General features: G+C 54.4%; 24 protein-coding genes. 19 read left to right on the forward strand and 5 right to left on the reverse strand.

Going from position 1 to position 26,514, the window contains the following annotated elements; all coding sequences use genetic code 11:
• The first annotated feature begins 1 nt into the window (after position 1).
• The 4 genes from IAE55_RS06710 (at position 2) to IAE55_RS06725 (ending at position 7,045) form a co-directional block, all read left to right on the forward strand.
• Positions 2-1,849 carry a cache domain-containing sensor histidine kinase gene (locus IAE55_RS06710; protein ID WP_089548110.1) on the forward strand — a complete coding sequence of 616 codons (1,848 nt, stop codon included), beginning with the start codon at positions 2-4 and terminating at the stop codon, positions 1,847-1,849.
• Positions 1,824-2,612, forward strand: a complete 789-nt coding sequence (locus tag IAE55_RS06715) for a response regulator transcription factor (protein WP_234489329.1) — start codon at positions 1,824-1,826, stop codon at positions 2,610-2,612. The genes IAE55_RS06710 and IAE55_RS06715 overlap by 26 nt, the downstream gene beginning before the upstream one ends.
• A 45-nt stretch (positions 2,613-2,657) precedes the next feature.
• Positions 2,658-4,271 carry a beta-N-acetylhexosaminidase gene (gene nagZ / locus IAE55_RS06720; protein WP_200631454.1) on the forward strand — a complete coding sequence of 538 codons (1,614 nt, stop codon included), beginning with the start codon at positions 2,658-2,660 and terminating at the stop codon, positions 4,269-4,271.
• Positions 4,272-4,558: 287 nt separating this feature from the next.
• Positions 4,559-7,045 (forward strand): copper amine oxidase N-terminal domain-containing protein, encoded by a 2,487-nt coding sequence (locus IAE55_RS06725; protein WP_145158373.1) that lies wholly within the window; start codon positions 4,559-4,561, stop codon positions 7,043-7,045.
• 148 nt (positions 7,046-7,193) lie between these two features.
• Here the strand turns inward: IAE55_RS06725 and IAE55_RS06730 are convergent, their stop codons facing one another.
• A complete protein-coding gene (locus IAE55_RS06730; RefSeq protein WP_234489330.1) occupies positions 7,194-8,252 on the reverse strand; it encodes a FecCD family ABC transporter permease in 1,059 nt (352 codons plus the stop codon).
• On the reverse strand, positions 8,249-9,262 hold the full coding sequence (locus IAE55_RS06735; protein WP_200631455.1) for a FecCD family ABC transporter permease: 1,014 nt from the start codon (positions 9,260-9,262) through the stop codon (positions 8,249-8,251). Before IAE55_RS06735 ends, IAE55_RS06730 begins: the two co-directional genes overlap by 4 nt.
• Positions 9,263-9,562: 300 nt before the next feature.
• Between IAE55_RS06735 and IAE55_RS06740 the strand changes: the two genes are divergently transcribed.
• From IAE55_RS06740 to IAE55_RS06775, 8 genes are all read left to right on the forward strand, one after another.
• Positions 9,563-10,540, forward strand: coding sequence for an ABC transporter substrate-binding protein (locus tag IAE55_RS06740; RefSeq protein WP_200631456.1), 978 nt, complete (start codon positions 9,563-9,565; stop codon positions 10,538-10,540).
• A gap of 140 nt (positions 10,541-10,680) precedes the next feature.
• Positions 10,681-11,148, forward strand: coding sequence for a Fur family transcriptional regulator (locus tag IAE55_RS06745; protein ID WP_145158381.1), 468 nt, complete (start codon positions 10,681-10,683; stop codon positions 11,146-11,148).
• Positions 11,149-11,152: 4 nt separating this feature from the next.
• A complete protein-coding gene (gene yidD / locus IAE55_RS06750) occupies positions 11,153-11,434 on the forward strand; it encodes a membrane protein insertion efficiency factor YidD (RefSeq protein ID WP_200631457.1) in 282 nt (93 codons plus the stop codon).
• A 447-nt stretch (positions 11,435-11,881) separates the two neighbouring features.
• Positions 11,882-13,864, forward strand: coding sequence for a methionine--tRNA ligase (gene metG, locus IAE55_RS06755; RefSeq protein WP_145158388.1), 1,983 nt, complete (start codon positions 11,882-11,884; stop codon positions 13,862-13,864).
• Between the two features lie 253 nt (positions 13,865-14,117).
• Entirely contained in the window at positions 14,118-15,077 is a 960-nt protein-coding gene (locus IAE55_RS06760) for a metal ABC transporter substrate-binding protein (protein ID WP_105444736.1), read from the forward strand.
• Between the two features lie 76 nt (positions 15,078-15,153).
• The gene (locus IAE55_RS06765; protein WP_438822515.1) at positions 15,154-15,861 is read left to right on the forward strand and encodes a metal ABC transporter ATP-binding protein; all 708 of its coding nucleotides are present in this window, start codon (positions 15,154-15,156) and stop codon (positions 15,859-15,861) included.
• A gap of 56 nt (positions 15,862-15,917) precedes the next feature.
• On the forward strand, positions 15,918-16,721 hold the full coding sequence (locus tag IAE55_RS06770; RefSeq protein WP_200631705.1) for a metal ABC transporter permease: 804 nt from the start codon (positions 15,918-15,920) through the stop codon (positions 16,719-16,721).
• A 13-nt stretch (positions 16,722-16,734) separates the two neighbouring features.
• Positions 16,735-17,448, forward strand: a complete 714-nt coding sequence (locus IAE55_RS06775; RefSeq protein WP_076169995.1) for a cytochrome c biogenesis CcdA family protein — start codon at positions 16,735-16,737, stop codon at positions 17,446-17,448.
• Here IAE55_RS06775 and splB read toward each other — a convergent pair.
• Positions 17,445-18,515 (reverse strand): spore photoproduct lyase, encoded by a 1,071-nt coding sequence (gene splB, locus IAE55_RS06780; RefSeq protein WP_145158390.1) that lies wholly within the window; start codon positions 18,513-18,515, stop codon positions 17,445-17,447. The two genes, IAE55_RS06775 and splB, sit on opposite strands and share 4 nt — an antisense overlap.
• Positions 18,516-18,718: 203 nt before the next feature.
• On the opposite strand from splB, the gene mntR reads away from it, so the two are divergent.
• The 3 genes from mntR to IAE55_RS06795 all read left to right on the forward strand — a co-directional run bounded on the left by mntR (position 18,719) and on the right by IAE55_RS06795 (position 21,991).
• Positions 18,719-19,144, forward strand: a complete 426-nt coding sequence (gene mntR, locus IAE55_RS06785) for a transcriptional regulator MntR (protein ID WP_076169997.1) — start codon at positions 18,719-18,721, stop codon at positions 19,142-19,144.
• Positions 19,145-19,407: 263 nt separating this feature from the next.
• Positions 19,408-20,991 carry a family 10 glycosylhydrolase gene (locus IAE55_RS06790; protein ID WP_145158392.1) on the forward strand — a complete coding sequence of 528 codons (1,584 nt, stop codon included), beginning with the start codon at positions 19,408-19,410 and terminating at the stop codon, positions 20,989-20,991.
• A gap of 79 nt (positions 20,992-21,070) precedes the next feature.
• Positions 21,071-21,991 carry a patatin-like phospholipase family protein gene (locus tag IAE55_RS06795; RefSeq protein ID WP_105444624.1) on the forward strand — a complete coding sequence of 307 codons (921 nt, stop codon included), beginning with the start codon at positions 21,071-21,073 and terminating at the stop codon, positions 21,989-21,991.
• Positions 21,992-22,076: 85 nt separating this feature from the next.
• On the opposite strand, the gene IAE55_RS06800 is transcribed toward IAE55_RS06795, so the two are convergent.
• Together IAE55_RS06800 and IAE55_RS06805 are read right to left on the reverse strand one after the other, a co-directional pair.
• A complete protein-coding gene (locus IAE55_RS06800) occupies positions 22,077-22,397 on the reverse strand; it encodes a hypothetical protein (RefSeq protein ID WP_076170000.1) in 321 nt (106 codons plus the stop codon).
• Between the two features lie 6 nt (positions 22,398-22,403).
• Entirely contained in the window at positions 22,404-23,399 is a 996-nt protein-coding gene (locus IAE55_RS06805) for a DUF1385 domain-containing protein (RefSeq protein ID WP_076170001.1), read from the reverse strand.
• 129 nt (positions 23,400-23,528) lie between these two features.
• Between IAE55_RS06805 and IAE55_RS06810 the strand changes: the two genes are divergently transcribed.
• From IAE55_RS06810 to efp, 4 genes are all read left to right on the forward strand, one after another.
• The gene (locus IAE55_RS06810; protein WP_240913293.1) at positions 23,529-24,038 is read left to right on the forward strand and encodes a YqhR family membrane protein; all 510 of its coding nucleotides are present in this window, start codon (positions 23,529-23,531) and stop codon (positions 24,036-24,038) included.
• Between the two features lie 81 nt (positions 24,039-24,119).
• On the forward strand, positions 24,120-24,566 hold the full coding sequence (gene aroQ / locus IAE55_RS06815; RefSeq protein WP_116229636.1) for a type II 3-dehydroquinate dehydratase: 447 nt from the start codon (positions 24,120-24,122) through the stop codon (positions 24,564-24,566).
• Between the two features lie 50 nt (positions 24,567-24,616).
• Complete coding sequence (locus tag IAE55_RS06820; RefSeq protein WP_076170003.1) at positions 24,617-25,693, forward strand: M24 family metallopeptidase; 1,077 nt, start codon at positions 24,617-24,619, stop codon at positions 25,691-25,693.
• Positions 25,694-25,733: 40 nt separating this feature from the next.
• Entirely contained in the window at positions 25,734-26,291 is a 558-nt protein-coding gene (efp, locus tag IAE55_RS06825; protein ID WP_105444627.1) for an elongation factor P, read from the forward strand.
• Positions 26,292-26,514 lie beyond the last annotated feature (223 nt).

The raw sequence follows: 26,514 nt of genomic DNA on the forward strand, positions 1-26,514 counted from the left end.
AATGAATTTGCGGGTAAAATTGTTTACGGCATTTGTTACACTGATCATCGTTCCGCTGTGCGTGCTGGGCGTCGTCACCTTTATGGTGACCTCTCACTCGATTGAGACCAAATACAGCCGGCAGACGGAATATTCCCTTAAAGCCATCAGCTACAGCATCAACAGCGTGCTGAAGCAGATGGACAACGTGACGGATAACGGCATCGCGACCTCGGTGTTTCATATGGCGCTCATCGCCAAGGACCCGACCAAACAGGATTTGAACGATGCCGAGCAGCTGAACCTGAACAACAGCCAGCGCAACTTCCGGAGCCTGCTGTACAACCATCCTGCCATCAGTTATGCCTATCTGTACAACCTGCAGGGCAGCGGGCCGTCGAGCACGGTCTCTATTTTCACCAAAGAAGACTTTAATACGCTGTCATTCGAAGAGTTTAAAGCCCATCCGTTATATCAAGAAGTTATGGCCTTGAACGGGGTCCCCAAATGGCTCGGACCGCATGAATACCCGGAAATCACCGGATCCGACCCGGTGTTTACACAAATTCGGCTCATCAAGGAGCTGAGCTATTTTAAAAATATCGGGATTTTGGTGACCCAAATCAAAAACTGGGATATCGAGCTGATCTTCCGCAACCTGTCTTTAAACCGAGATATGCAGTCCACCGATTTTATGCTCGTGAACGATAAAGGACTTATTCTGTATGATCCGAATAAAGTGCTGGACGGCCAGCCCATCCAGTCCGTGATGAAGAGGGACGTCAAGTTCGGCGGTGATTTTCAGAGCTTCAAGACGGCGTTTAACGGGGAAAAAAGCATCGTTTCGATTTATCATATGAAAGAATACAATTGGAGTCTCGTTTCCGTCACTTCGTGGAGCTCCCTGTCACAGGAAACGCTGGTCTTTGCCAAATGGTTTATCGGCATTACGCTCGTCTGCCTTTTGGCGGCGGTGACCTTCAACATGGTCTTCATGAACCGGATTACCGGCTCGATCGCGGTCATCGTCCGCTTCATGCGTAAAGTGGAAGGCGGGGACTTCAATGTCCAGGTGCATCACCGGGGCAAAGACGAGCTGCATATTCTGGCAAAGGGCTTTAACGATCTGGTTGAACGGGTCAACGGCCTGTTCCAACAGATCCAGAAGGAGCAGAAGCAGAAGGCGAAGGCGGAGCTGCGGGTGCTCCAGGCCCAGATCAAGCCGCATTTTCTGTTCAATACGCTCGAGTCGATCAACGTCCTTGCGGTTCAGAACGAAGGGGAGAAGGTCAGCGAAATGGTTCACCGGCTTGGCAACATTTTGCGGATCAGCATCCAGGACAATGAGGAGATTACGCTTGGCCAGGAAATCGAGCATTTGCAGAGCTATTTGGAAATCCAGAAATTCAGGTTTCAGGATTTGTTTGAATATGAGATCGATATTCCGCCGGAGCTGCGGAGCCGCAGCGTGCTGAAGCTGACCCTGCAGCCGCTCGTCGAGAACTGCATCCAGCACGGCTTTGAAGGGATCGGCTATAAGGGCATGATTTATGTGTCCTGCTGGAAAGAGCGCGGCCGGCTCGTTCTGCAGGTACAGGACAACGGCATCGGCATCAGTCCGCGGCAGCTGGCGGCTTTTGAATACATGAAGAGCGATGGCGGGGAACCGCCGGAAGCGAAGGATATGCAGGTAAACCACGAGCGGAGGGGACTCGGCGTACGCAGCGTGGCCGACCGCATCCGGATTCACTACGGCGATGTATACGGGTTGTTCATTTGTTCGTCCGGGACCACCGGAACGATAATCCAATGTATCATACCAGACAACGAGTGGAGGGACATGGATGATTCTGAACGTGCTGCTGGTTGATGATGAAGCCCCGATTCTGAACAATCTGAAGAGCGTTATTCCGTGGAACGACATGCAGATGCAGGTGTACACCGCCCGGAGCGGACAGGAGGCGCTGGACATTTGCAGTCTCCATACCCCCGATATCGTGCTGTGCGACATTCGCATGCCGGTGATGGACGGACTGACCCTGATCGGCGAGCTGCGCAAAGGCGGATCCGCCGCCGAAATCATTCTGCTGACGGGATATCAGGAATTTGAGTATGCCCGGCAGGCGATCAAGTATAATGTCAGGGAGTACATCTGCAAGCCGATCCACTACAAGGAGCTCGAGAATACGATTCGCTCCGCCCGTGAGGATATTCTCCGGAAACGGCGCAGCGATCCGTTCCAGGTGACCGTCGCCCGGATTGAGGAGGACAGCAGCGACAGTGGGGCAAGAAAGACCCCGCAGCAGCTGATGTCGGAAGCGATTCTTTATATCGGCGAGCGGCTGGGCAGCGATCTGGGCATCGAGGAGCTGGCGGGACACCTGGGCATCAGCTGCAGCTATTTTTGCCTGCTGTTCAAAAATCATCTCGGCGTCACCTTTGTCGAATATTTGACAGGGAAGCGGATCGAAACCGCTAAATATCTCCTTACCCACAGCGACAAAAGCATCACGCAAATCGGCAGCAGCATCGGCTACCAGGAGCGGAGGTACTTTACCAAAGTGTTCCAGCGTCATACCGGGCTGACACCGTCCGAATTCCGTGACCAGACGAAGGGAAGAACGGCGGGGTAGCTGACGTATCGGCGGAGCAATATATGAATAGGGAGAGGGCATGTCATGTTAGTATCGGATCTAACGCTTGAGCAAAAAATCGGGCAAATGTTCATCTGCGGGTTCCACGCGCAGGAGCCGGATGAGCAAATCCGCCGTCTGATCGAAGAGTACCATGTAGGCGGCGTCATCTATTTCCGCCGGAACATCGGCGAGCCGGAACAGGTGGCCGCGATGTCTTCCTCCCTGCAGGAGATGGCTGCGAAGCAGGGGAAGCTGCCGCTGTGGATCGCCATCGACCAGGAAGGCGGCATGGTGGCCCGCATCGACCATCGCAGGGTGAGCCGCATTCCGGGAAACATGTCACTTGGGGCGACCGGAAACCCGGATTTTACCTACCGGGTGTCCGCCATCAGTGCCCAGGAGCTGCATGCGCTGGGGATCAATATGAACTTCGCGCCAGTGCTTGACGTGAACAACAACCCGCGGAATCCGGTCATCGGCGTCCGATCGTTCGGCGAAGATCCGGAGCAGGTGGCTGAGCACGGCTCGGCCGCCATTCGGGCGTACCAGGAGCACGGCGTATCGGCGGCAGCGAAGCATTTTCCGGGGCATGGCGATACCAGCGTCGACAGCCATCTGGGGCTGGCATCGGTAGAGCAAGGCATGGAGCGGCTGCGCGAGGTGGAGCTGAAGCCGTTCGTCCGGGCGATCCGGGACGGGGTGGACGTCATTATGACGGCACATGTCGTCTTCCCGGCCATCGAGAAGGAGGCGGTTCCGGCGACGCTGTCCAAAGCGGTGCTCACCGGCCTGCTCCGCGAGCAGCTCGGTTACGAGGGCGTCATCGTGACCGACTGCCTGGAAATGCACGCGATTGCCAAGCATTTTGGCGTGGGCGAAAGCGCGGTGCTTGCCGTGGAAGCGGGAGCGGACATCGTCCTGGTCAGCCATACGCTTCAGGATCAAATCGAAGCGATTGAAGTGGTCACGGCGGCTGTGCTCAGCGGAAGAATTCCGGAGAGCGTTATTGACGCTGCCGTGAACCGGGTCCTGAAGCTGAAGGAGAAGCGGCTGCAGCCTTCGGGTACCCATGAAAGCACGCCAGCCTTTCTTGAACGGCACGAAAAGCCGGAAACTGAACGGCTGCTGAGGGAAGTGGCAGCGGGCAGCATTACGCTCGTCAAAGACGAAGCCCAGCTTCCGCTTCAGGAGGACCAGCGGGTTCTTGTCGTGTGGCCGGAGCTCCGCTCGGAAACACAGGTGGATGAGCCATGGACGGAAGCGAAGACCCTCGGGCAGGCGTTGTCGGAATACATACAGGACGTAAATGAGCTGACGATCAGCGCGGAGCCGGACCTGCACGAGGTCGAAAAGGTGCTGGCCGCCGCCCAAGGATATCGTCAGGTCGTCGTCGCCACATACACGGCCGGCAGCGAGCTTCCTTCAGGTCAGCGCAGGCTCGTCGAAGGGCTGATCGCGCTTCAGCCGCAGCGGCTCGTGGTGGCCTCCACGCGCAACCCGTACGATTTGGCGGCGGTACCGGCCTCGCCGGCATACCTGTGCTGCTACGAAAATACGCCTTATTTTATGGAAGGGCTGGCTTCCATTCTAACGGGGCATGCTAAGGCCGGAGGGACGCTGCCGGTTAGCCTTGGCAGTCAAACCACGGCGTCCTAGTGAGCGTGATAATCCGCAAGAAAAAGGTATGCGGTATAGATTTACCAAAGGTTGGATGTCCATTTGGGATATCCTTCCTTTTTTCTTTTGCAGATCTGTAAAATCGAGAGCAACTTTTCGGGGAATGAAGCGTCTAATACTATGTCTTTTCAATGATATCAGAAAAAAAATAAGCTTGATGGATCTGATGTCGGGGGGAACTAGCTTCAGCCTCTTTTTTTGTATGGGGTCGGGAGGCTCGCTAGAAGAGAACGTGATTTAAAAATGGGAGTAGAAGGAGTCTGGAGATGAATTTCAAGAAATTGACCATGATTGCAGTGTTAGCTGCATCACAAACCGCTCTGGTCTTGCCGGCCGGCGCGGAAACCGCGGTACAGGTCCAGCAAAATGCGGGAACGGTCCAAGGTGTAGACAATGCAGCGGCAAGCGCAGTCACCAATAACATCACGAGCAGCACGAACAATACTGGCAATTCCAGCAATTCGGGCGCTGCAAGCACGGACGGAACAACAGGAACTGCAGGCACGTCCAGCACGACGGGTACAACCGGAAATGCAGGGGGAACGAAAGGCACGACGGGAACTGAAAGCGGTACAAGCACCACTACGACAACTTCCGGCCAAGACTCCACAGGCTCGGGAACCGCGGGAACGACCGGAAACACAGGTAACACTGGGCAAGGCGCTGACCAGAACGGCGGCACGACAGACGGAACAAGTACTTCCGGTCAAACCGATGGCAGCACCGGGAACGCGAATGACGGTGGCCAAGCGGCGGACGGCCAAAATGCAGGCACGCAAGGAAACGAAGGACAGTCCGAAGGTACGGCAGGCGGCACGGCAACAACTACCGATCCGCAGGGAATTACGGCGACGGGAAGCACGACAACCGGTCAGGCCGGCCAGCTGATCCTCATGATGAACAGCAACAAAATGTACCAGGACGGCAAACTGTACTTGGCCGGCCAGCCGATGGCCGTCAAGAACGGCGTATCTTACGTGGCGATCCGCGCCATGGTGGAGCGCGTCGGCCTGAAGCTGACATATGACGCCAAGACGAAAGAAACGATTATTATTAAAGATAACAACGAGCTCCGGTTCAAAACGAACAGCAGCAGCTACCGTGTTAACGGAGCGGCGAAACCGATGAAGGGCCCTGCGTATCAGTACAAAAATACGTTTATGGTCCCGCTCACGTCGATCACACAGGCGCTTGGCATTCCTTACACGGTCGACCAGCCCGGAAAGCGCGTCATTCTGAACCTGTCGACGAAGCCGGTAGCCACGTTCAGCGTTGGTCCAACTGAAATTTTTGCAGGTGAGACGACGGTGAACTACATTTCCCAAGCGACCTCTCCAAACGGACTGCCAATTGTTGACGAGCGCTGGGAAGGGAAAGAGGACATTTTCCAAGAAGCCGGACCGCATACAGTGACTCACTATGTTCAGGATTCCAGCGGACAGTGGAGTGATCCGTACAGCATCACGGTGAACGTGATCAAGCCGAACGAGCCGCCGGTGGCCAGTTTTACAACCGACAAAGAACAATACAAAATGGGTGAACTGATCACCATTACCGACCAGAGTACGGATGATGAAGACGCGATCGTCAGCCGCGAATGGCTGAACGACCGCAAGGCGTTCTTCCAGCCTGGACCGCAGACGATCCGGCTCAAAGTAACGGACAAACACGGCGCGGTAAGCGAATTCCAGAAAACCGTCGTCATTACGAACGAAACGTTGTACACCGAAGACGATTTCAACAAGCTCTTTACGCCGGTGGGAGACAAATTTACGTTCAACGGCGGATCGGTGCCTAGCTGGAAAACGGCGACCTTTACGACAACTTCCGATCCAGCCACGCTGATCCGCAGCAACAGTCCGGAGACGGTATATTCCGAAGGCCTCCTGTATCAGGAAACGGCGCTCGGAAGCACCCGGTTTATGCTCCACCATGTCAATGCTACGAATAAAAACATGCAGGTTTACGTCATCGCCACCAACACGATGCTGGATATGAGCAGCACGATCAACATCCAGAACTTCGGCATGGGGGGACCTAGCCCGTATGCGACGGGCCACGGCAGAGCATCCGTGATGCGCTACTTTGATTCCATGACGAGCGGTTCGGGCCGTCAGGATATCACCCTCGCCCCTGGCGAGAGCAAGGTCATTATGACGAACATCAACAACATTAAAATGAAGCCGGGTGAAGGCATTTCCGTTCTGGCGGACGCATTCAGCAACTATCCGGTAAAATACAGCGTCATTATGCTCGACGCCACGAAGGATCCGCTGCAGTCGCTGCCATTCCTTCCGGCCCTTGACCGCGACGTACACAACCGGGGCACGTATCCGAATTCCGTCGTGAACATGTCGACCGACGAAGTGCTTGGCAGCACCGAGACACGTATCGTTCTCGGCGACAATAACATCGATCCGAACCTGAAGGGACTGGACGGGATCTATGGAACCGAAGCTTCGAATGCAGGCAACTTTGGTGTATTGTACAAAATCAAGCTGAACCACGTCGCTCCGAATACGCTGATTACGCTTAACCCTCGCGGCGGCGTATACAACGGCATTTTTCTGGTTAACGGCCAACAGGTTCAGGCAGCGAACAACACCCAGGATGTCAACGCCCCGAACGAAACGAGCGTTCTGTACCGTACCGGAAACTATGAGCAAAGCGTAGAAATTTGGTACACGGCGGCGCCGGGCAGCAACCTGCCGATTAACCTGCTCCTGATGCCGATGCCTCAGATGAAGCAGTAAACGAAAGCGGTAAACGGATCATGTTTACGGAAGACAGCAATTATTCTTTCTTATTCTTATAGGCAATGAAAAGACCCCCATCCACTGCAGCTGCGGTAGATGGGGGTCTTCTTTGTCTTTTTTATAATGCATTCGCTGCCGTATTGCACTAGGAAGAGCTGCGGCTCTTCCATAACAGAAATATGAAGAACGGCGCGCCGACAGCCGATGTAAACACGCCGACCGGAATATCCAGCGGGTTGAACAGGTTGCGGGCGAGGACATCCGCCACGACAACGATGATGGCCCCGCTTAGAGCGCTGGCCGGAAGCAGGGAGCCGTAAGACGATCCGATCAGCTTCCGGGCGATGTGGGGGGCGAGGAGGGCGACAAAGCCGATCGCTCCGCCGACGGAGATGCCCGCACCGGCAAGCCCGACGGCCGTGAAGAGCAGGATCGTCCGGTCGCGCTCCACCCGGCTGCCGGCCCCGGCGGCCAAGTCGTCGCCGAGCTGCAGCATGTTGATGCGTCGGGCGAAGATCAGGCTGAGCACGCCCAGCACGATGAACCAGGGCAGCATCATGTTGACATGCTTCCAGGAACTGCCGTACACGCTGCCCAGCAGCCAGTTGAAGGCTTTCTGGGCGACGTCGGTCGGGCCTGTGACGAGCAGCATCGTGGAGATGGCCGAAGCGACCGCCCCGATGCCGACGCCGATCAGGACCAGCATGAGCGGGTTGACGCCCTTTTTCCACGAGAGCACATAAATCAGCAGCGTGGTGAGCGCGGCGCCGACAAAGGCGGCCGGCGGCAGCCAGAAGACGCTGGCCGACGGAATCAGCGTAATGATGGCCGTCGTCGCGACAGAGGCGCCGCTCGTGACGCCCATGACGTCCGGAGAAGCCAGCGGATTACGGATCAATCCCTGCGTGATCGCCCCGGACATGGCGAGGCAGGCCCCGACCAATGCACCGACAATGACTCTGGGAAGCCTGAGCTTCTGCACGACCACAACGTCCAGCTTGTTCCCTTGGCCGAAGATCGCCTGGGTCACCTCCCAGGGATTCACGTATTTGGTGCCGAAGCCGATGCTGATGATGACCGCAAGTAAAAGGACAATGGCTAGAATGCACAGGATGGCAATCTGGCGCTTCGATGTGAGAAAGGAAACCGCATCCCCGCCCATGCGGACGCTGATGGGGCCTTTCGGTCTGGATGAACGGCTCATTGGCGAAGCAACCCCTTTCTCGCAGCGTGGATGAAGAATGGCACTCCGAAGATCGCCGTCATGACGCCGATGGGGATCTCCTTGGGCATGGCGATAAAGCGGGACGCAATATCCGCAAGAAGGAGCAGAATGCCGCCCAGCAGCGCGCTGTAGGCGACCAGCCAGCGGGTATCCCGGCCGACGAGGGCTCTGGCGATATGCGGGATAACGAGCCCGACAAACCCGATCGGTCCGGCGACGGCGACCGAGCTGCCTGCCAGCACGACGATAAGCAGTCCCATGGTCAGCTTGAGTAGTACGGTTTTCTGGCCCAGGCTGCGTGCTACATCCTCGCCGAGCATGAGCGTGTTGACGGACGACGCGATGAGAAGGGCGACGACCCAGGCGGCAAGCATGTAAGGCAGAAGCCCCAGCAAAATGCTCAGGCTCCGTCCTTCAACGGAACCGGACATCCAGAACAGCACTTCCTCCATGGCCCGGCCGCTAATGATGAGCATGCCGTTGGTCAGCGAGCTGCAGAAGGCGGTAATGGCCGCCCCGGCGAGCGTGATTTTCAGCGGCGTTAAGCCTTGCCTCCCGGCGGAGCCGAGAATAAATACGAACAGGCAGCTGACAGCCGCCCCGAGGAAAGCGATCCAGGTGAAGGAAGCGAGCGAGCTGACGCCGAGCAGGACAAATGAAGCTACGACAAGCAGGGAGGCGCCGGCATTAATGCCGAATATCCCAGCATCCGCAAGCGGATTTTTGGTCAGGGATTGCAGCAGCACGCCGCAAATTCCCAGGCTTCCGCCGACGAAGGCGGCGATCAGCGCGCGCGGCACGCGGACGTCCCGGACGATAATGTGCTCATTGCTTCCATTAAACGAAGTAAAGGCTTCGACAACTTCCCTCCAATTGGTGCTGTGCACGCCTAAGAGGATGCTCGCAGCAACACATAAGAGCAGGAGGACGAGCCCTGCGATCAAACCGGTCCATTTGGCAGATGATCTATGTAACCATTCCGGCTGCACGGCATACCCCTCTTTTCAATCAGGCTGTAAATAAGTAGATTGAACTAAAGTTGTGCATTGAACTTCCTGTTATAAGAGCCTGATACGGCCTATATCATTCATTTCTTTAGTTCATTCTAAGTAACATATTAAAGTTTAAGTGGAGCGCATAGGCTTGTCAATGAGGCTGATTCTCAATTTCAATATCTGTTATTTGCACTTCCATACAGGAAGTTTATTGACATTACAGGCGCTATGAATTAGGATTAGGACGATACTGAGAATCATTATCAGGAGATTAGAAGGGGAGAGCTTTTACTTATGAGAAAATGGAACGGCCTTATACTTATGCTGTTGGCTGCTGTGCTGGTACTGTCCGCATGCGGCAAAGACAGCGGCAGCGGCAGCACCGCTTCCGGAAGTACAGGAGAGAGCAGTACGGAAGCGGGAGCTGCGAACGATGCAGACCGCACGATAGAGACGGTTATGGGGCAGGTCAAAGTACCCGCACATCCGAAGAAAATCGTCGTTTTGACCAACGAAGGAACCGAGGCACTGCTGTCCATGGGCATCAAACCGGTGGGTGCCGTCAAATCTTGGACCGGCGATCCATGGTATCCGCATATTAAGGATCAAATGCAGGGCGTAGAAAATGTAGGCGACGAGGGCCAGCCGAACGTGGAAGCGATCGCTGCGCTCGAACCGGACCTCATCCTGGGCACGAAAATGCGCCAGGAGAAAATTTATGAGCAGCTGTCCGCCATCGCTCCAACCGTATTTTCCGAAACGCTCCGCGGTGAGTGGAAGGATAACTTCAAGCTGTGGGCCGATGCGGTCGATGAGAAAGAGAAGGGCGACCAGGTACTGGCCGACTATGATAAGCATGTGGCTGACGTGAAAGCGCAGATCGGCGACAAATTGAGCACGAAAGTGTCGATGGTCCGGTTTATGCCGGGCAAGGCACGGATTTACTATAACGATACGTTCTCCGGCATCATTTTGAAGGAAGTGGGCCTCGCCCGTCCGGCGGTGCAGGATAATCCCGGATTCTCCGACGATGTCGGCAAAGAGCGCATTCCGGACATGAACGGCGACATTTTGTTCTACTTTACCTATGAAACCGGCGACGGCGAAGGCAGCAAGATGGAGAAGGAATGGACCGAAGACAAACTTTGGAAAAACCTTGAGGTGGTCAAGAAAGGCAACGCGCACCGCGTGGACGACGCCATCTGGAACACCGCAGGCGGGGTCCTTGCGGCCAATCTGATGCTAGACCAGCTGGCATCCTACTTTAAATAAAATCTAAGCGCACAGGGGGCTCCGTCAGGGGTCCCCTGCTTCATTGACGGAGGCCCGGATTTGAGGCATTATTAATAGTAGACAAATGTTGTAAACAAGAGTGGCTTACGGCTTTAAGCATAGAATGGGAGGATGAGCGTATGCTTTCGACGGAGAAGATTATTGACGCCATGTCCGAGCAGGGACTGCGCATAACCGACCAGCGCAAGACGCTCGCCAAATTATTTGGTGAACATTCGGGTTATTTGTCAGCCAAGGATGTCTATGAGTTTATGGGCAAAAAATACAGCGGACTCAGTTTCGATACCGTATACCGCAATCTGCGGGTCATGCAGGAGCTTGGCGTTCTCGAACAGATCGTGTTTGAGGACGGAGTCAAATTCAAAGCCAGCTGCAGCGAAGACCACCACCATCATCACATGATCTGCCTGCAATGCGAGAAGACGTATCCGATCAGCTTTTGCCCGGTGTCGATGACGGATACGCCCGATGAATTTCAGGTCGTGAAGCATAAATTTGAAGTATTCGGATATTGTAAAGACTGCCGGCAGCCTGCGGATGCGGGGCTGAGTGTCAATCCGGTGTCCGGGCGCAGCGGGGAGCATTAATGCCATGGGCGTATCCCGAAGAATCGTCCAATGTCCCATCGTCATTTACCGCAAATACATTTCGCCGTTAAAACCGCCGACCTGCCGTTTCTACCCGACATGCTCGGCGTACGCAATGGAAGCGATCGAGGTGCACGGGGCCGCCAAAGGATCCTGGCTCGCCATGAAACGGATCGCCAAGTGCCATCCGTTTCATCCGGGGGGCGTGGATCTGGTTCCCCCGCGGAAGGAGAAGGGGGCCGCAGGCGCCCCTCATCCTTCCGAAAGCGAGGGACACCTGACTTGACACGCGGCATCCGGGTTCAGTATATTATGGAATATATGACATTTCCGAGGAACGGATGAGTACGAGAACGGTAGCTTATTGCAGAGAGCCGGGGCAGCTGAGAGCCGGTATAAGCGAAGTCTCCGAAGATGGTCCGGGAGGAACCGCTTTCGAGCAGCATTCTTAATTAGAGAATGCGTAAGGGAGCGGCGTGATCCAGCGATAATGGACAGTGCGCGGCTGAGACAGGCCGGTACTGATGGAGCCTGCCGCCTGTGAAGGCGCAGGGAATTTGGGTGGTAACACGTGAGGAATCTCTCGTCCCATTAGGGGCGGGAGTTTTTTGTATCCTCGGGGCCCCCGCACAGTACCTGAACAGGGTATCACAGCAAAAGCCCCACTTCGTGGGGTTATTTTGTGTTCACACAGAAGATACAGGAACGCCGATTTTGGAAAGGAAGATGAACGATGGCTGACAAGAAAACATTTTATTTGACGACGCCGATCTATTATCCCAGCGACAAGCTGCATATCGGGCATGCATACACGACCGTGGCCGGCGACGCGATGGTTCGTTACAAGAAGCTGCGCGGCTACGATGTGCGCTATTTGACAGGAACCGACGAGCATGGTCAGAAGATCGAGCGCAAAGCGGCTGAAGCAGGCAAAACGCCGCAGCAGTTCGTCGACGACATCGTGGCGGGGATCAAGGAGCTGTGGAAGAAGCTCGACATCTCCAACGACGACTTTATCCGGACAACGGAACCGCGCCATACGAAGGTCGTTCAGGAAGTGTTCGAACGCCTGCAGGCGCAGGGCGATATCTACAAGGGCGAGTACGAAGGCTGGTACTGTACGCCGGATGAATCGTTTTTCCTGGAACGGCAGCTCGTAGACGGCAAATGTCCGGACTGCGGCCGGCCGGTGGAACGCGTGAAGGAAGAGAGCTATTTCTTCCGGATGAGCAAATATGTGGACCGGCTTCTCCAATACTATGAGGACCATCCGGACTTTATTCAGCCGGTATCCCGCAAGAACGAAATGATCAACAATTTCATCAAGCCGGGACTGGAAGACCTGGCGGTATCCCGTACGACCTACGAATGGGGCGTCAAGGTGAAGAGCGATCCGAAACACGTCGTTTACGTCTGGATCGACGCGCTGCTGAACTATATCACCGCGCTGGGGTACGGCTCGGAAGACACGAGCCTGTTCGACAAATACTGGCCGGCTGATGTTCATCTCATGAGCAAGGAAATCGTCCGCTTCCATACGATCTACTGGCCGATCATCCTGATGGCACTGGACCTGCCGCTGCCGAAGAAAGTGTTTGCTCACGGCTGGCTGCTGATGAAGGACGGCAAGATGTCCAAATCGAAAGGCAACGTCGTCGATCCGGTCACGCTCATCGACCGTTACGGTCTGGACGCTCTCCGCTATTACCTGCTGCGCGAGGTTCCGTTCGGCGCGGACGGCACGTTTACGCCGGAGAGCTTCGTGGAGCGCGTCAACTCCGATCTGGCCAATGACCTCGGCAACCTTCTGAACCGTACGGTGGCGATGGTCGACAAATATTTCGAGGGCCGGGTTCCTGCGTACCGCTCCGGCGTAACTCCGTTTGACGCGTCGCTCGAGGAAGCGGCCAAGGATGTTTACGGAAAAGTTGAAGAAGCGATGGAAAATATGGAGTTCTCCGTTGCGCTGACGGCCATCGGCCAGTTTATCAGCCGCAGCAACAAATATATCGATGAAACGCAGCCTTGGGCGCTGGCAAAAGATGAGGCGAGACGCGAAGAGCTGGCGTCTGTCATGACCCACCTCGTCGAAAGCCTGCGGATCGGCTCGATCCTGCTGCAGCCGTTCCTGACCCAGGCTCCGCTGAAGATTTGGGAGCAGCTGGGCATTCAGCAAGGCGAGCTGACCGAATGGGACAGCGGCAAGACGTTCGGCTTGATTCCGGAAGGAACGCAGCTGGTGAAGGGCAACCCGATCTTCCCGCGCCTGGACGCGGAAGAAGAGGTGGCGTACATCAAGCAGGCAATGACCGGATCCGAAGCTCCCGCGAAGGAAGCGGAAGCCGGCAAGGCGGCCGAAGCGGCTGCTCCGCAGGAAGTGCCTGAGCTGAAGGAAGAAATCGGCATTGAGGATTTTGCCAAGGTCGAACTGCGCGTAGCTCAGGTTATCGCCTGCGAGCCTGTCAAGAAAGCCGACAAGCTGCTCAAGCTGCAGCTGGATCTCGGCTTCGAGCAGCGGCAGGTCGTGTCGGGCATCGCGAAGTTCTATACGCCGGAAGAGCTGGTCGGACGCAAGGTCATCTGCGTCACCAACCTGAAGCCGGTGAAGCTGCGCGGCGAGCTGTCGCAGGGCATGATTCTGGCGGCATCCCAAGGCGATCAGCTGACGCTAGCGACGGTGCCGGACAGCATGCCGAACGGAGCGGTCGTGAAGTAGGGCGCGAAGTATAGTGCACCTATAAGTAAGTATGGTCGATAGGAAGACGGAATCCCGTTAGCAGCGGGCTTCCGTCTTTTTGTCGTCCAGTTATATCGATCTCTTGGGAGACACGACAAGCTCCAAAGAACTCCACGGCAGGTATCGTTCGCTTTCCTTTGGTAATTTTGCACCCAAGGTTGACAAATAAAATAAGCCCATTCATAATCTTATTAGTAAAAGTTACGATTAGTGGGAGCGTACATCTGTGAATATGAGAAATGTGATCAAGCGGATTCTGGCGCCTTCGTTTCTTCTGATGGCCATGCTGGTTTTTGCCGGCTGCGATAACTCAGGGAACGCACAGCTGGATCCGGATAAAGTGAATGTCATTACGACGTTCTATCCGATTTATGAGTTTGCCAAGGAAATCGGCGGCGAGGACGCCAACGTCATCAATTTACTGCCGGCGGGCGTTGAACCGCATGATTGGACGCCGCGGAGCCAGGATATCGTGAACACGTCCAAGTCGCAATTGTTTTTATATAACGGAGCCGGACTCGAAGGCTGGGTACCGAATTTTCTGAAAGGGCTGAACCGGGACTCCAAGGTGAAGGCCGTTGAGGTCAGCCAGGGCATCCAGCTGATCGAAGGCGAAGAAGACGGCGGGCATGATCTCGAAGGCGAGGGCATGGGGACCGGACACAAGCATCACATCGACCCCCACACCTGGGTCAGCCCGAAATCGGCCATCATTATGGCCGAGAACATCAAGAACAGCTACGTGGAGGCCGATCCGCAGCATGCGCAGGCTTACGAAGCGCGGTACGCAGAGCTCAGCCGGAAGCTGCAGGAGCTTGACCGCAAGTTCGAGACGGAGCTGTCGCAGGTTCCGCATCACAAAATCGTCGTATCCCATCAGGCCTTCGGCTACTTGTGCCGCGATTACGGCTTGGAGCAGCATCCCATCATGGGCTTGTCGCCGGATGCCGAGCCCCGGGCCCGCGATTTGGTGGAGCTGTCGAACCTGGTGAAGTCGGAAGGAATCAAATATATCTTTTTCGAAGAGCTGGTCTCCGACCGGCTGGCCAAAACGCTGGCTTCCGAGACCGGAGCGACGGTGTCCGTCCTGAATCCCCTCGAAGGACTGACGAAGGAGGAGCAGGAGAAGGGCGACGACTATTTTACCTTGATGGACAAAAATTTGCATAATCTCATTCTCGCATTACAATAAATGAAGCAACTAACAGAAAGGCGGATTTCGCATGTTTACGCCGATGATTGACGATTGTCATCAACCGATTATCGAGATGGAGAACATCTCCTTTTCATACAGGGACCAAAAAGTCATCCACGATCTGAACTTTACCGTGAAAGAACGCGATTTTGTCGGCATTATCGGCTCCAACGGGGCGGGCAAGACGACGCTGCTGCGGATGATCGTCGGCCTTCTGCCCAGCGGCCAGGGCAGCATCCGGCTGTTCGGCCAGCCGATCCGCAGGTTCAAAGACTGGGAGCGGGTAGGCTATGTCCCGCAGAAAAATTCGTTTAACCCGTTGTTTCCGGCTACTGTTCGCGAGGTGGTCCTTTCCGGGCTGTACAATAACAAAAACCTGTTCCGCCGGGTAAACAGACACATGCAGCAGCAGTGTGACGATGCGCTTGAGGTGATGCGGATTCAAGACATCGCCGGCAAACGGATCGGTGAGCTGTCCGGCGGTCAGCAGCAGCGCGCCTTTCTGGCGCGGGCGCTGATCAACAACCCAGATCTGCTCATACTGGACGAGCCCACGGTGGGCATTGACGCGGAGACGCAGGCCGGATTTTTCGAGCTGATTACCCACATGCACAGGCATCATCATATGACGCTGCTGATGGTGTCGCACGATATGGACATGATCGAGGGATATTTGGGCGAGAAGCCGAAGCAGAAGAACGGCAAGATCGAATTTTTCGTCAGACATTCCCATGAGATTCAGGACTGCGAGGCTCAGGACCTGCAGCACTCATTGTCATAAAAGCACGATCGTTTACAACATATTAAAAGCATCCGAAGGAGTCGTTATTGTTGGCTATAGAAATTATCCTCAGTGATTTTTTTCAAAGGGCGCTTGCCGGCGGTCTGCTGATCGGGATCACCGCACCGCTGATCGGCATTTTTCTCGTGCTGCGGCGCCTGTCCATGATCGGGGACACGCTGGCGCATGTCACGATCGCCGGGGTGGCGCTTGGTTTTCTGATTAATCTGTATCCTCTGGGGGCAGGTCTTGTATTTGCGGTTCTGGCTTCCTTTGCGATAGAAAAGCTCAGAAAAGCTTATAAAAGCTATGCCGAGCTGTCGATAGCGATCATTATGTCCGGCGGTGTTGCGCTGGCTTCTTTGTTTTTCACACTCGGGATGGGTTACAATACAGATGTGATGAGCTATTTGTTCGGCAGCATTTATACGCTGGATACCCAGGATCTGTACGTGGTAGGGGCTGTGACGCTGGTCGTCGTGGTCGTTATTACGCTCTTTTTCAAAGAGTTTTTCCTGCTGAGCTTTGAAGAGGACGCCGCAAGCGTAAGCGGTCTGCCTGTGCGCATGATGAACATGCTGATCACCGTCCTGACGGCCCTCGTCATCAGCACGGCCATCAAAATCGTCGGCGCTTTGCTCGTATCGGCACTGCTGACCATTCCTGTCGCTATCAGCCTCCTGATCGCCAGAAGCTTCAAATCTTCCGTCATCCTGTCGGTGGTCATTTCGGAGATTGCGGTTGTGGGGGGACTTGTGATTGCCGGCGTTTGGAACCTGGCTCCGGGAGCAACCATCGTGCTGCTGCTGATTGCGCTGCTGATCTTGACGATGGTGGGCAAGAAGGGATTATCAACGTAGGAGGTACTTGTCCTTGTCAAACTTGAATATATGGCTTGCCTTCTTCGCCGGACTGGCTTCCTTTATTTCTCCGTGCTGCCTGCCGCTGTATCCGTCCTACATTTCCTACATTACCGGGATGTCGGTACAGACGCTGAAGACGGAGCAGAACAAAAAAGAAGTCCGTTACCGGACGATGAGTCATACGCTGGCCTTTATTTTAGGTTTTTCCGCCGTATTCTATACGCTCGGGGTCGGAGCCGGCTTGTTCGGCAGCTTCTTTAACAACAACCGGGATCTGATCCGCCAGCTGTCGGCGCTGTTAATCATTTTGATGGGGCTGTTTCTGATCGGCATCTTTCAGCCGCGCTTTTTGATGCGCGAGTTTAAGATGGATCTGAAGTTCAAGCCCGCAGGTTACATAGGTTCTTTTATTTTCGGGATCGGCTTTTCTGCCGGATGGTCTCCTTGCGTTGGCCCGATCCTGGCGGCGATCATCGCTTTGGCAACGACCGAACCCGGTGCTTGGTTTCCGCTGATTACGGCCTATACCGTCGGATTTGCCATTCCATTTTTTGTGCTTGCCTTCTTCATCGGGTCCACCAAGTGGATTGTGAAGTACTCGGGGATGATGATGAAAATCGGTGGGGCGCTCATGCTGTTTATGGGTGTACTGCTGTTCACGAATCAAATGACCAAAATTACGATTTGGCTGCAGGCCATCACGCCCGAATGGCTTAAGTTTTAGGTGAAATAGTCGATGGTAGCTTCCGGAAAGTGCTCAAAAATCCGCTCTGTGATAAACTCGCGCAGGGCGTTTTGCTGTTCATCCGGGTACACGTATTTGAATTGGCCCCAGCGTCCCCATTTTTGCTTGCGCCTCGCGATATCCATCTCCAGCTTGGTTTTGGGATAGCGCTGCTCAATGATGTTTTTGGCGGTTTTCGTGAAGCGGTGCTGAATCATTTCGAACGTCAAATCCTTCGTTGCCTCGGTCGGGAGCGTATCCGCCAGACGCTTCAGAAGCTCGGCATAGCCGTCCTGCCAGCCGTCATACCAAATGATCGGGGCGATGATGAAACCGAGTGGATAGCCAGCCCTGGCGACCTTTCCCGCGGCCTCGATCCGTTCCTCGAAGTGCGAAGTGGACGGCTCGAAGTTGCGGATGACGTAGTCCGAGTTGATGCTGAACCGGATGCGGGTATGGCCGTTATGCTTCAGCGAGAGCAGCGGATCGACATGATGATACTTGGTCACGAACCGGAGTCTGCCGAACTCTTCGCCAGCCATGAAGGTAATCAGCTCCGCGAGGGAGCCCGTAATATGCTCCAGTCCCACCGGGTCAGAAGTACAAGCGGCTTCAAACCGGGTGATTTCCGGCGCGCGTTCCTCGATGTATTGCTTGGCGGCGCCAATGATATCGGGTGTGTTCACATAGACACGGACATAGGGCTTGGCCCCGAGCGTCGTCTGCAGATAGCAGTAATGGCAGTGACCCATGCACCCGGTTGAGATTGGGATGGCGTATTCAGCCGAAGGCTTGGACTGGTCGAACTTCAGCGTTTTCCGCACGCCGACGACGAGCGTTCGTTTGGCGTTCCTGTATTTTTCCTGATCGGTTTCGCCTGGTAAATTGGTGATCCGGTTATGAGAGCTGGTCATACGGTAAGGGATGTCTTTGGACTTGACCCATTCCATGATGTGCTGGCCTTTGGGATAGTTCAGCGCATCCGGTTCAAAATAAACAAGATCGGGGACAAACGGCTTGGTCGGCCGCAGCGTCCGCCTGGGTTTTTCTTTAACGCCAGTACCCATAGAACGGCTCCTTTCGAGGAAAATATGAGTGCTTCGGTTTAGTATGTGTGCGGGTAGCAGGGGCAACCCGTGGCAATTACTGACCAGGATGGGAAGCGCGACAGGCGGCAGGACTTGCCAAGTCCTCTTGAGAACATGTATCATTACAAGAGCAGGTAATCGGGCCAGATGATTGACGTTTATTACAGAAAAGAGGGAATATAATGCCAACGCCCAGCATGGAGGATTATTTGGAGCGTATCTATAAATTGATTGACGAGAAGGGATACGCGCGTGTTTCGGACATTGCCGAAGGCTTGGAGGTTCATCCCTCATCCGTTACCAAAATGATCCAGAAATTGGACAAGGACGAATATTTGATTTATGAAAAATACCGAGGCCTTGTTCTGACTAGCAAAGGTAAGAAAATGGGCAAACGCCTGGTTGACCGGCATCAGCTTCTGGAGGAATTCCTGACGATGATCGGAGTTCAGCAGGAAAATATTTATGGAGATGTCGAAGGCATCGAGCATCACTTAAGCTGGGATTCCATAACGCGTATCGAGACGCTGGTGGAGTATTTCCGCCGGGATGGACAGCGTCTGGAGGAGCTGCGGAACATTCATAATGAATTGGTCAGCGATTCGTAAACAAGGCATCTGTCCGCACCCTCAAACGACAGGTGCCTCTTTCATTCCCAGCACGTAATCCGGTAATTTTTAGGGCTAAGACTGGCAAAACCCGGATTGCACACGCAGCAAAGGTTACAGCTTTTCTGCCCGATCGGTCGTTTGCGCTTTATTCAGCAGATCATGATTCCAAGGTTGTCTGATGCCGGCTAGTGATCTCTAGATAGAGCGCGAATGACCGATTTTTTTACCCGCAAATCTATCAAAAGTGGAGGATTAGTAGAATGGCGTTTCGGAAGTTTCATAGGTGGATTGTGGCATCGCTGCTGTTGGTGCTGCTGATTCCGTTTACGGGGCAGCAGGCGAAGGCTGCAAACAACATCACAATGGTCCTGGACGGGAAGCAGCTGGTCAGCGATATCCCTCCGTACATCATGCCAAAAGTGAATGTGACGATGGTTCCGATCCGCGTGATCAGCGAAGGGCTGGGGGCGGCCGTCGCATGGAAACAAAGCGCGAAAACCGCTGATATTTCGGGCGGAGGTCATACGATTACGTTGACCAGCGGCAAAAAGACGGCTTTGGTGGATGGAGCCTCTGTCGCCCTTGATGCCTCCGTGCAGCTTCGGGGTGGCCGCGTGCTGGTCCCTCTCCGTTTTGTCGGCGAACAGCTCGGTCTGCAGGTAGACTGGGACCAGGTGGCAAGAACGATTACCTTAACATCAAGTGCTTACATACCTACCGAGCCGCCTGCTGAGGGCGGGGGAAGCAGCTCCAGCCAGCTCCGGGGAGCCTGGATCTCGACCGTGTACAACCTGGATTGGCCGACAACGTCCTCTTACGGCAAAATCGAGCAGCAGAAGCAGGAATATACCGCTCTGCTCGACAAGCTGCAGGCCATGGGGCTGAACGCGGTGTTCGTCCAGGTTCGGACGGCCGGCGATGCGCTGTATCCGTCGGATCTGGTTCCGTGGTCGAAGGTGCTTACCGGCACTCAAGGCAAGGATCCGGGATATGATCCGCTCCAGTATATGATCGAGGAAACCCACAAGCGGGGGATGCAGTTCCATGCCTGGTTCAATCCGTTCCGGGCGAATCTGGACACGACCACAAGCAAGCTGGCGGCCAATCATGTGGCGGTTCAGCATCCCGACTGGGTCGTATCCGTCAATAACCAGCTGATCATCAACCCGGGTATTCCGGAGGCGAGACAGCATATTATCGACGTCGTGATGGAAGTGGTAAGCAAGTACGATATCGATGGCGTTCATCTGGACGATTATTTCTATCCGTCGAGCGGAACGTTTAACGATGATGCTGCTTTCAAGGCATACAATACGCAGGGCTTGAGCAAAGCGGATTGGCGCCGTGATAACATTAACCAGTTCGTGCAGCAGCTGGGCCAATCGATTCACGCGTCCAAGCCAGCCGTTCAGTTTGGCATCAGCCCGTTCGGCGTATGGCGCAACCAGTCTACCGATCCGACGGGTTCTGATACCAAAGCGGGCGTTACGGCGTACGACTCCATGTCCGCGGATGTGAGAACCTGGGTGAAGCAGCACTGGATCGATTACGTGGCACCGCAAATTTATTGGAGCATGTCCTTCAAGAACGCCCAGTACGACAAGCTCGTCGACTGGTGGGCGCAAGAAGTGCAGGGCACCGGCGTGGATCTCTATATCGGCCATGCCCCGTACAAGCTGGGAACCGCTGAGGCTGGATGGCAGTCGGCGCAGGAGATCATCAACCAGCTTCAATACAATACCAAATACGATGCAGTCAAAGGCAGCATTTTTTACAGCGCCAAGGATTTGATCAAAAATCCGCTTGGCATCGTTCAGGCACTGACCGCCTATTACCAGCAATGATAAATTCATAGAACCTTGTCATGAATGAACCCCCGTGCTCATATCTTACTGTGGGATATTGAGACACGGGGGTTTTATTATGATCGTCAACGCGGTGTTCGAGGGCGGCGGAGTGAAAGGAATATCACTGGCGGGGGCTGTCAAGGCTGCGGAGCAAGCCGGCGTTGTGTTTAACCGGGTGGCGGGTACCTCGTCGGGTTCCATTGTGGCGGCGCTGTTGGCGGCAGGGTTTTCGGCAGACGAGATGAGCGAGATCGTGAAGACGACCCCTTTTGAGTCCTTTCTTCACCGCGCGCCCATATTCAGTACCAAAGTGATCGGACCCGCCGCGCGCTTGCTGCTGAAGAAAGGGCTGTATTCAGGGGAAGCGCTCGAAGTCTGGATCCACCATATTTTGGCGGCCAAAGGGGTCAAGACGTTTGCGGATATCCCACAAGGCAAGCTGATGATCATCGCCTCGGATATTACGAACGGGCGCATTCTGGTGCTCCCCGAAGACCTGGGCAAGCTGGGCGCCAACCCGTCGAGGTTTGCGGTTTCCAAGGCCATCCGGATGAGTACGAGCATTCCGTACTTTTTTGATCCGGTCATGCTGAGAATGACGGGCGAAGCGGCAAGGGGAAAATCGTTCGTCGACCAGTTTGTCTATATTGTAGACGGAGGGCTGCTCAGCAACTTCCCGCTGTGGCTCTTTGACGACGCTGCGGAAGGGGCCGGGCAGAAGCCGGTTCCGACGATCGGATTTCAAATGGTCGGCAGGACGACAAACAAGCCGCATCTGATCCGCGGGCCGATCAGCATGCTGCAGGCGATGTTTGAAACGATGCTGTCCGCTCATGATGAGCGGTATATCGAGCAGGAAAACCGTTTCCGGACGATCAAAATTCCGACTCTCGGCGTTGGAACGACGCAGTTTCATATTACACCGGAAGAAAGCCAGCAGCTGTATGAGTCCGGCATGCAGGCAGGGAAAAAGTTTTTTGCGGGCTGGAAGCCGTGACATCGAAGAAAAAATAAAAGGCATTCGCTGGTCCTCCATTAGAAGGAGGGGCGAATGCCTTGTTTTTGATATGTTCAAACTGCGCTTAGTGGTATTTCGGTTGTTGATCGTCATTCTTACCCTTTGAGCCTTCAATCACCTGGAAAGGGTAATTTTTGCGCTTGGCCGAAGATTGACCGCGTTTGGACGCATTGTATTTCTCCATCGTCCGCTGGGACGGCTTAACCTTGGGCCGCTTGTTGTAACGGGCAGGCGGGAATTTGTACAGCAGGAAAACGACACCGAACACGATCAAGGGCACAAGCAAATTCATAAGCGATCCTGCACCGCCAAACAAAATGTTGCCGAGCAGTCCGATGGCTGCCAGTACAATGGCAATCCAGAAAATTACAGCCTGCCTTTTCATGTCATCTCATCCTTTCAGGGGATCCAAGACTCCGTTTCTCACAGGTTGTTCCGCCCCGGGAGCTTTCTCCATCTGGGCGTCAAGCTCAAGCATGCGGTTGAAGGAGGCGATGGACACCTCAACCTGGTCATCCTTCGGTTCCTTCGTCGTCAACAGCTGAAGCCAAAGGCCCGGGTAACCGAGATACCGCAGCACCGGTACGTCGCGAAGCGCGTTGGTCAGTTTCAGAAACTCAAACGAAATGGCGATGACGACCGGAAGCAGAATGATCCGCTGCAGAACCCGCTGCGTCATATTATCCCACGGAACGAGCGAATAAATCAGTACGCCCAGTACGATCGTCAGCATCATGAAGCTGCTGCCGCAGCGGTAATGCAGACGGCTGTGCTTTTGCACGTTGGCTACCGTCAACTCTTCACCCGCTTCATAGGTGCTGATCACCTTATGCTCCGCTCCATGGTACTGGAACAACCGCTTGATCACCGGGGTCTGGGAAATGCCCCATAGGTAAACGAGCAGCAGCAGCAGTTTAATGCCGCCTTCTATAAGGTTATGCAGGATATAGTTGTCAAACATCTTGCCGAAAATGAAATTCTCTAAAAATACAGGCACCAGCGTCAGCACCAGCTTGCCCACGAGAAACGAAAGCACGCCGACTGCGGCAACGCCGATAATCATCCCTAAGCTCCAGCCGGATTCTTCTTTCTGCTTTTGCTTGGCGCGCTCCTCCGGCTCCACTTCGTCATCCGCGTAGGATTCCGCCGAGTAATTCAGGTGCTTCGTACCTTTGGCGCTTGCATCTATAATACTGACAATACCTCGAAGGAAAGGGATTTTGCGCAATTTGCCGACCCAAGGCTTATCCTCGCGCGGCACCTCCAAAAATGTAATCTCCTGATTCTTCCGCCGCACAGCGGTGACATTGACGTGCTTACCGCCAAACATAACGCCTTCAATGACGGCTTGGCCACCGTAGCTGACCGTTTTGGATTGCTCCGACAAACAATTCACCTTCCCCGAATGATTAGTTGTGATGCCTTTATTGTAACGAATTTCCCGTGCGATTTCTAGTTGGATTAGCCCCGGGCCCAAATGAACATACTAAGAAAAACAAAAAGGGTGATATTCAAAGTGAGTTCACAGGGAGCTGCCATCCGACAGCATACGAATACTGGCCATACCAATCCGCTCAGCTTTTCGCTGGAGCTCGGCTTTTTTGCCGGGTTGCTCTGGGGGGCGGTCCACTGGGTTTTCCATTGGCTGCGTTTCACCATCGTCATCCCGGCCTTTTTGGCCGAGCCTTTCTTCAAGCATTCTTTTTTGAAAAGCGGGTCAGGAGATCTGCTTGGCTGGCTCTTTTTTATTGCGTTTTCCATGGTCGCGGCGGTCATCTATACGCTGCTGTTCCGGAAGCTGGCCGGTCCGTGGCCGGGTATTGTATACGGTATCTGCTGGTGGGCTGTCCTGTTTGTGGCGGGTCCCGCACTCGGTATGATGAATCGTCTCAACCATCTGACCTGGAACACGATCATCACCGAATTTTGCTTGTACCTGCTGTGGGGACTGTTCATCGGATACACAGCGGCTTTCGAATTTACGGATGAGCGCAAACGGGAACCCGGCAGGGCGAAGGCGCACTAGAGCAAAAAAACTTCTCAAGAAGACATCCCCTATGTTAAAATAGCAGATGGTTATTTGACGACAAAGGGTGGGAATACCATTTTGAGAACCATTTGGGTGATCAACGGACCGAACCTGAATCTGCTCGGACTCCGGGAGCCTGGCGTGTACGGCTCTCAAAGTCTTGCGTCGATTGAAGAAGGCCTGCTTGAGAAAGCGGAGGCCCTGGGCGTGTCCGTCACATTTTATCAGTCCAACCATGAGGGAGATATCATTGACAGGATCCACGCCGCGCTGGGTCATGCCGACGGCATCGTTCTGAATCCGGGCGCGCTGACTCATTACAGCTATGCCGTCCGGGACGCCATCAGTTCCGTTAAAATTCCGACGGTGGAAGTCCATTTGTCGAACATTCACGCAAGGGAGACGTTCCGCCATACTTCCGTGATTGCTCCCGTGGCCGTAGGTCAAATTGCCGGATTCGGCGCTGTCAGCTATGAACTCGGCATGATGGCACTGCTGCGCCACTTGGAAAGTCAGGGACAGTAGTCGCTGCCTCTTTCCCCGGGGAAAGCTGTACATGAGAGAGGAGTGTAACGATGAGCATCAATCGAGTGAACAAGCTGCGTGAAGCGATGCAGCAATCCAATGTGGAAGCCATGTTTGTAACCAGTTCCATTAACCGCCGTTATTTGACGGGATTTACCGGTTCATCGGGATACGTCCTCATCACTTTGCATGATGCGTACCTGCTGACCGACTTTCGTTACATGACCCAGGCACCGCAGCAAGCGAAGGGATTTACGATCGTCGAGCACGGGCCGAAGGTCACGGAAACGGTAAAGGAGCTGTTGATTTCCGCAAACATCGGCAAGCTTGGCTTCGAGCAGGATGACGTATCTTTTGCCGGATACACCGCTTACGCGGAGCAGCTTAAGCCAATCCAACTCGTGCCGGTTTCCGGCCTTGTGGAGAAGCTTCGTATCTTCAAGGATGAAGAAGAGTTGAAGGTGATGCAGAGAGCGGCGGACTTGGCCGACGATACGTTCAAGCATATTCTCGGGTTTATCAAGACGGGAATGACGGAGCGGGAAGTCGACCTGGAGATGGAGTTTTACATGCGCCGCCACGGTGCCACTTCATCCTCCTTCGATACGATCGTCGCATCCGGAGAGCGTTCCGCCATGCCGCACGGCGTTGCCAGCGAACGGGTGATTGCCGGAAACGAGCTCATCACGTTCGATTTCGGCGCATTGCTTGACGGATACTGCTCCGATTTGACGCGGACGATTGCGATCGGGGATCCGGATCCGAAGCTTAAAGAAATTTATGACATTGTGCTGGAAGCCCAGCTCCACACACTTCAGAACATCAAGCCGGGGATGACCGGCCGCGAAGCGGACGCGCTTGCACGCGATATCATCACGAAGTACGGCTACGGCGACAATTTCGGCCACAGCACGGGGCATGGCCTCGGCATGGAGGTTCATGAAATGCCTCGCCTGTCCAAGCTGAGCGACGATGTACTTAAGCCGGGTATGGTCGTGACCGTGGAACCGGGTATTTACCTGCCGGGTCTCGGTGGCGTGCGCATTGAAGACGATATTGTGATCACGGAGACGGGAATTGTGATCTTGACGCATTCGTCTAAAGATTTCACCGTATTACCGGCGTGATAAATGCAATATATACTTAAACCTTTAGGAGGGCATTTCAGTGATTTCAGTTAACGATTTTAAAACAGGTCTGACGGTGGAAGTCGATGGCGACATCTTTACCGTTCTCGATTTTCAGCACGTTAAACCGGGTAAAGGGGCAGCCTTCGTACGTTCGAAGCTGAAAAACCTCCGCAACGGCAACACCGTTGAGCGCACATTCCGCGCAGGTGAAACGATCGGCCGTGCCATCATCGAAAACCGCGGCGTTTCTTATCTGTATGCAAGCGGTCAAGAGCATACGTTCATGGACAACGAAACCTACGACCAGTTCACGCTGGACAGCAATCAGCTGGAGTGGGAACTGAACTTCCTCAAAGAGAATATGAACGTGAATATCGTCAGCTACCAGGGCGAAATTCTCGGGATCAACCTGCCGACCAGCGTCGAGCTGAAGGTTGTTGAAACCGAGCCGGGCATTAAAGGAAATACGGCTACAGGGGCGACGAAGAACGCGAAGCTGGAAACCGGCCTGAACGTTCAGGTGCCTTTGTTCATCAATGAAGGCGATGTGCTTCTGATCGACACCCGTGAAGGCAAATATATCTCCCGCGCGTAAAGCCGGCGATAGAATTGCTTAACACCCGACAGGGCTAAGCCGATCCTCCTTTCCTTCTGAAAGGAGGATTTTTTGTATAATCCCATGAAAAAACATTAACAATCGGGCATACTTTCGTATTATACTAGTTTAAAGCGTAAAATTAGACAGTTGTCAGCATTTTGCAACATGAGATCCTGCTTTTTTCACCATGGCCAGTCTATTGGCGAAAAGGGTGCTGATC

Source organism: Paenibacillus sp. S28 (genome assembly GCF_016624415.1).
Classification (GTDB): Bacteria; Bacillota; Bacilli; order Paenibacillales; family Paenibacillaceae; genus Paenibacillus_AQ; species Paenibacillus_AQ favisporus.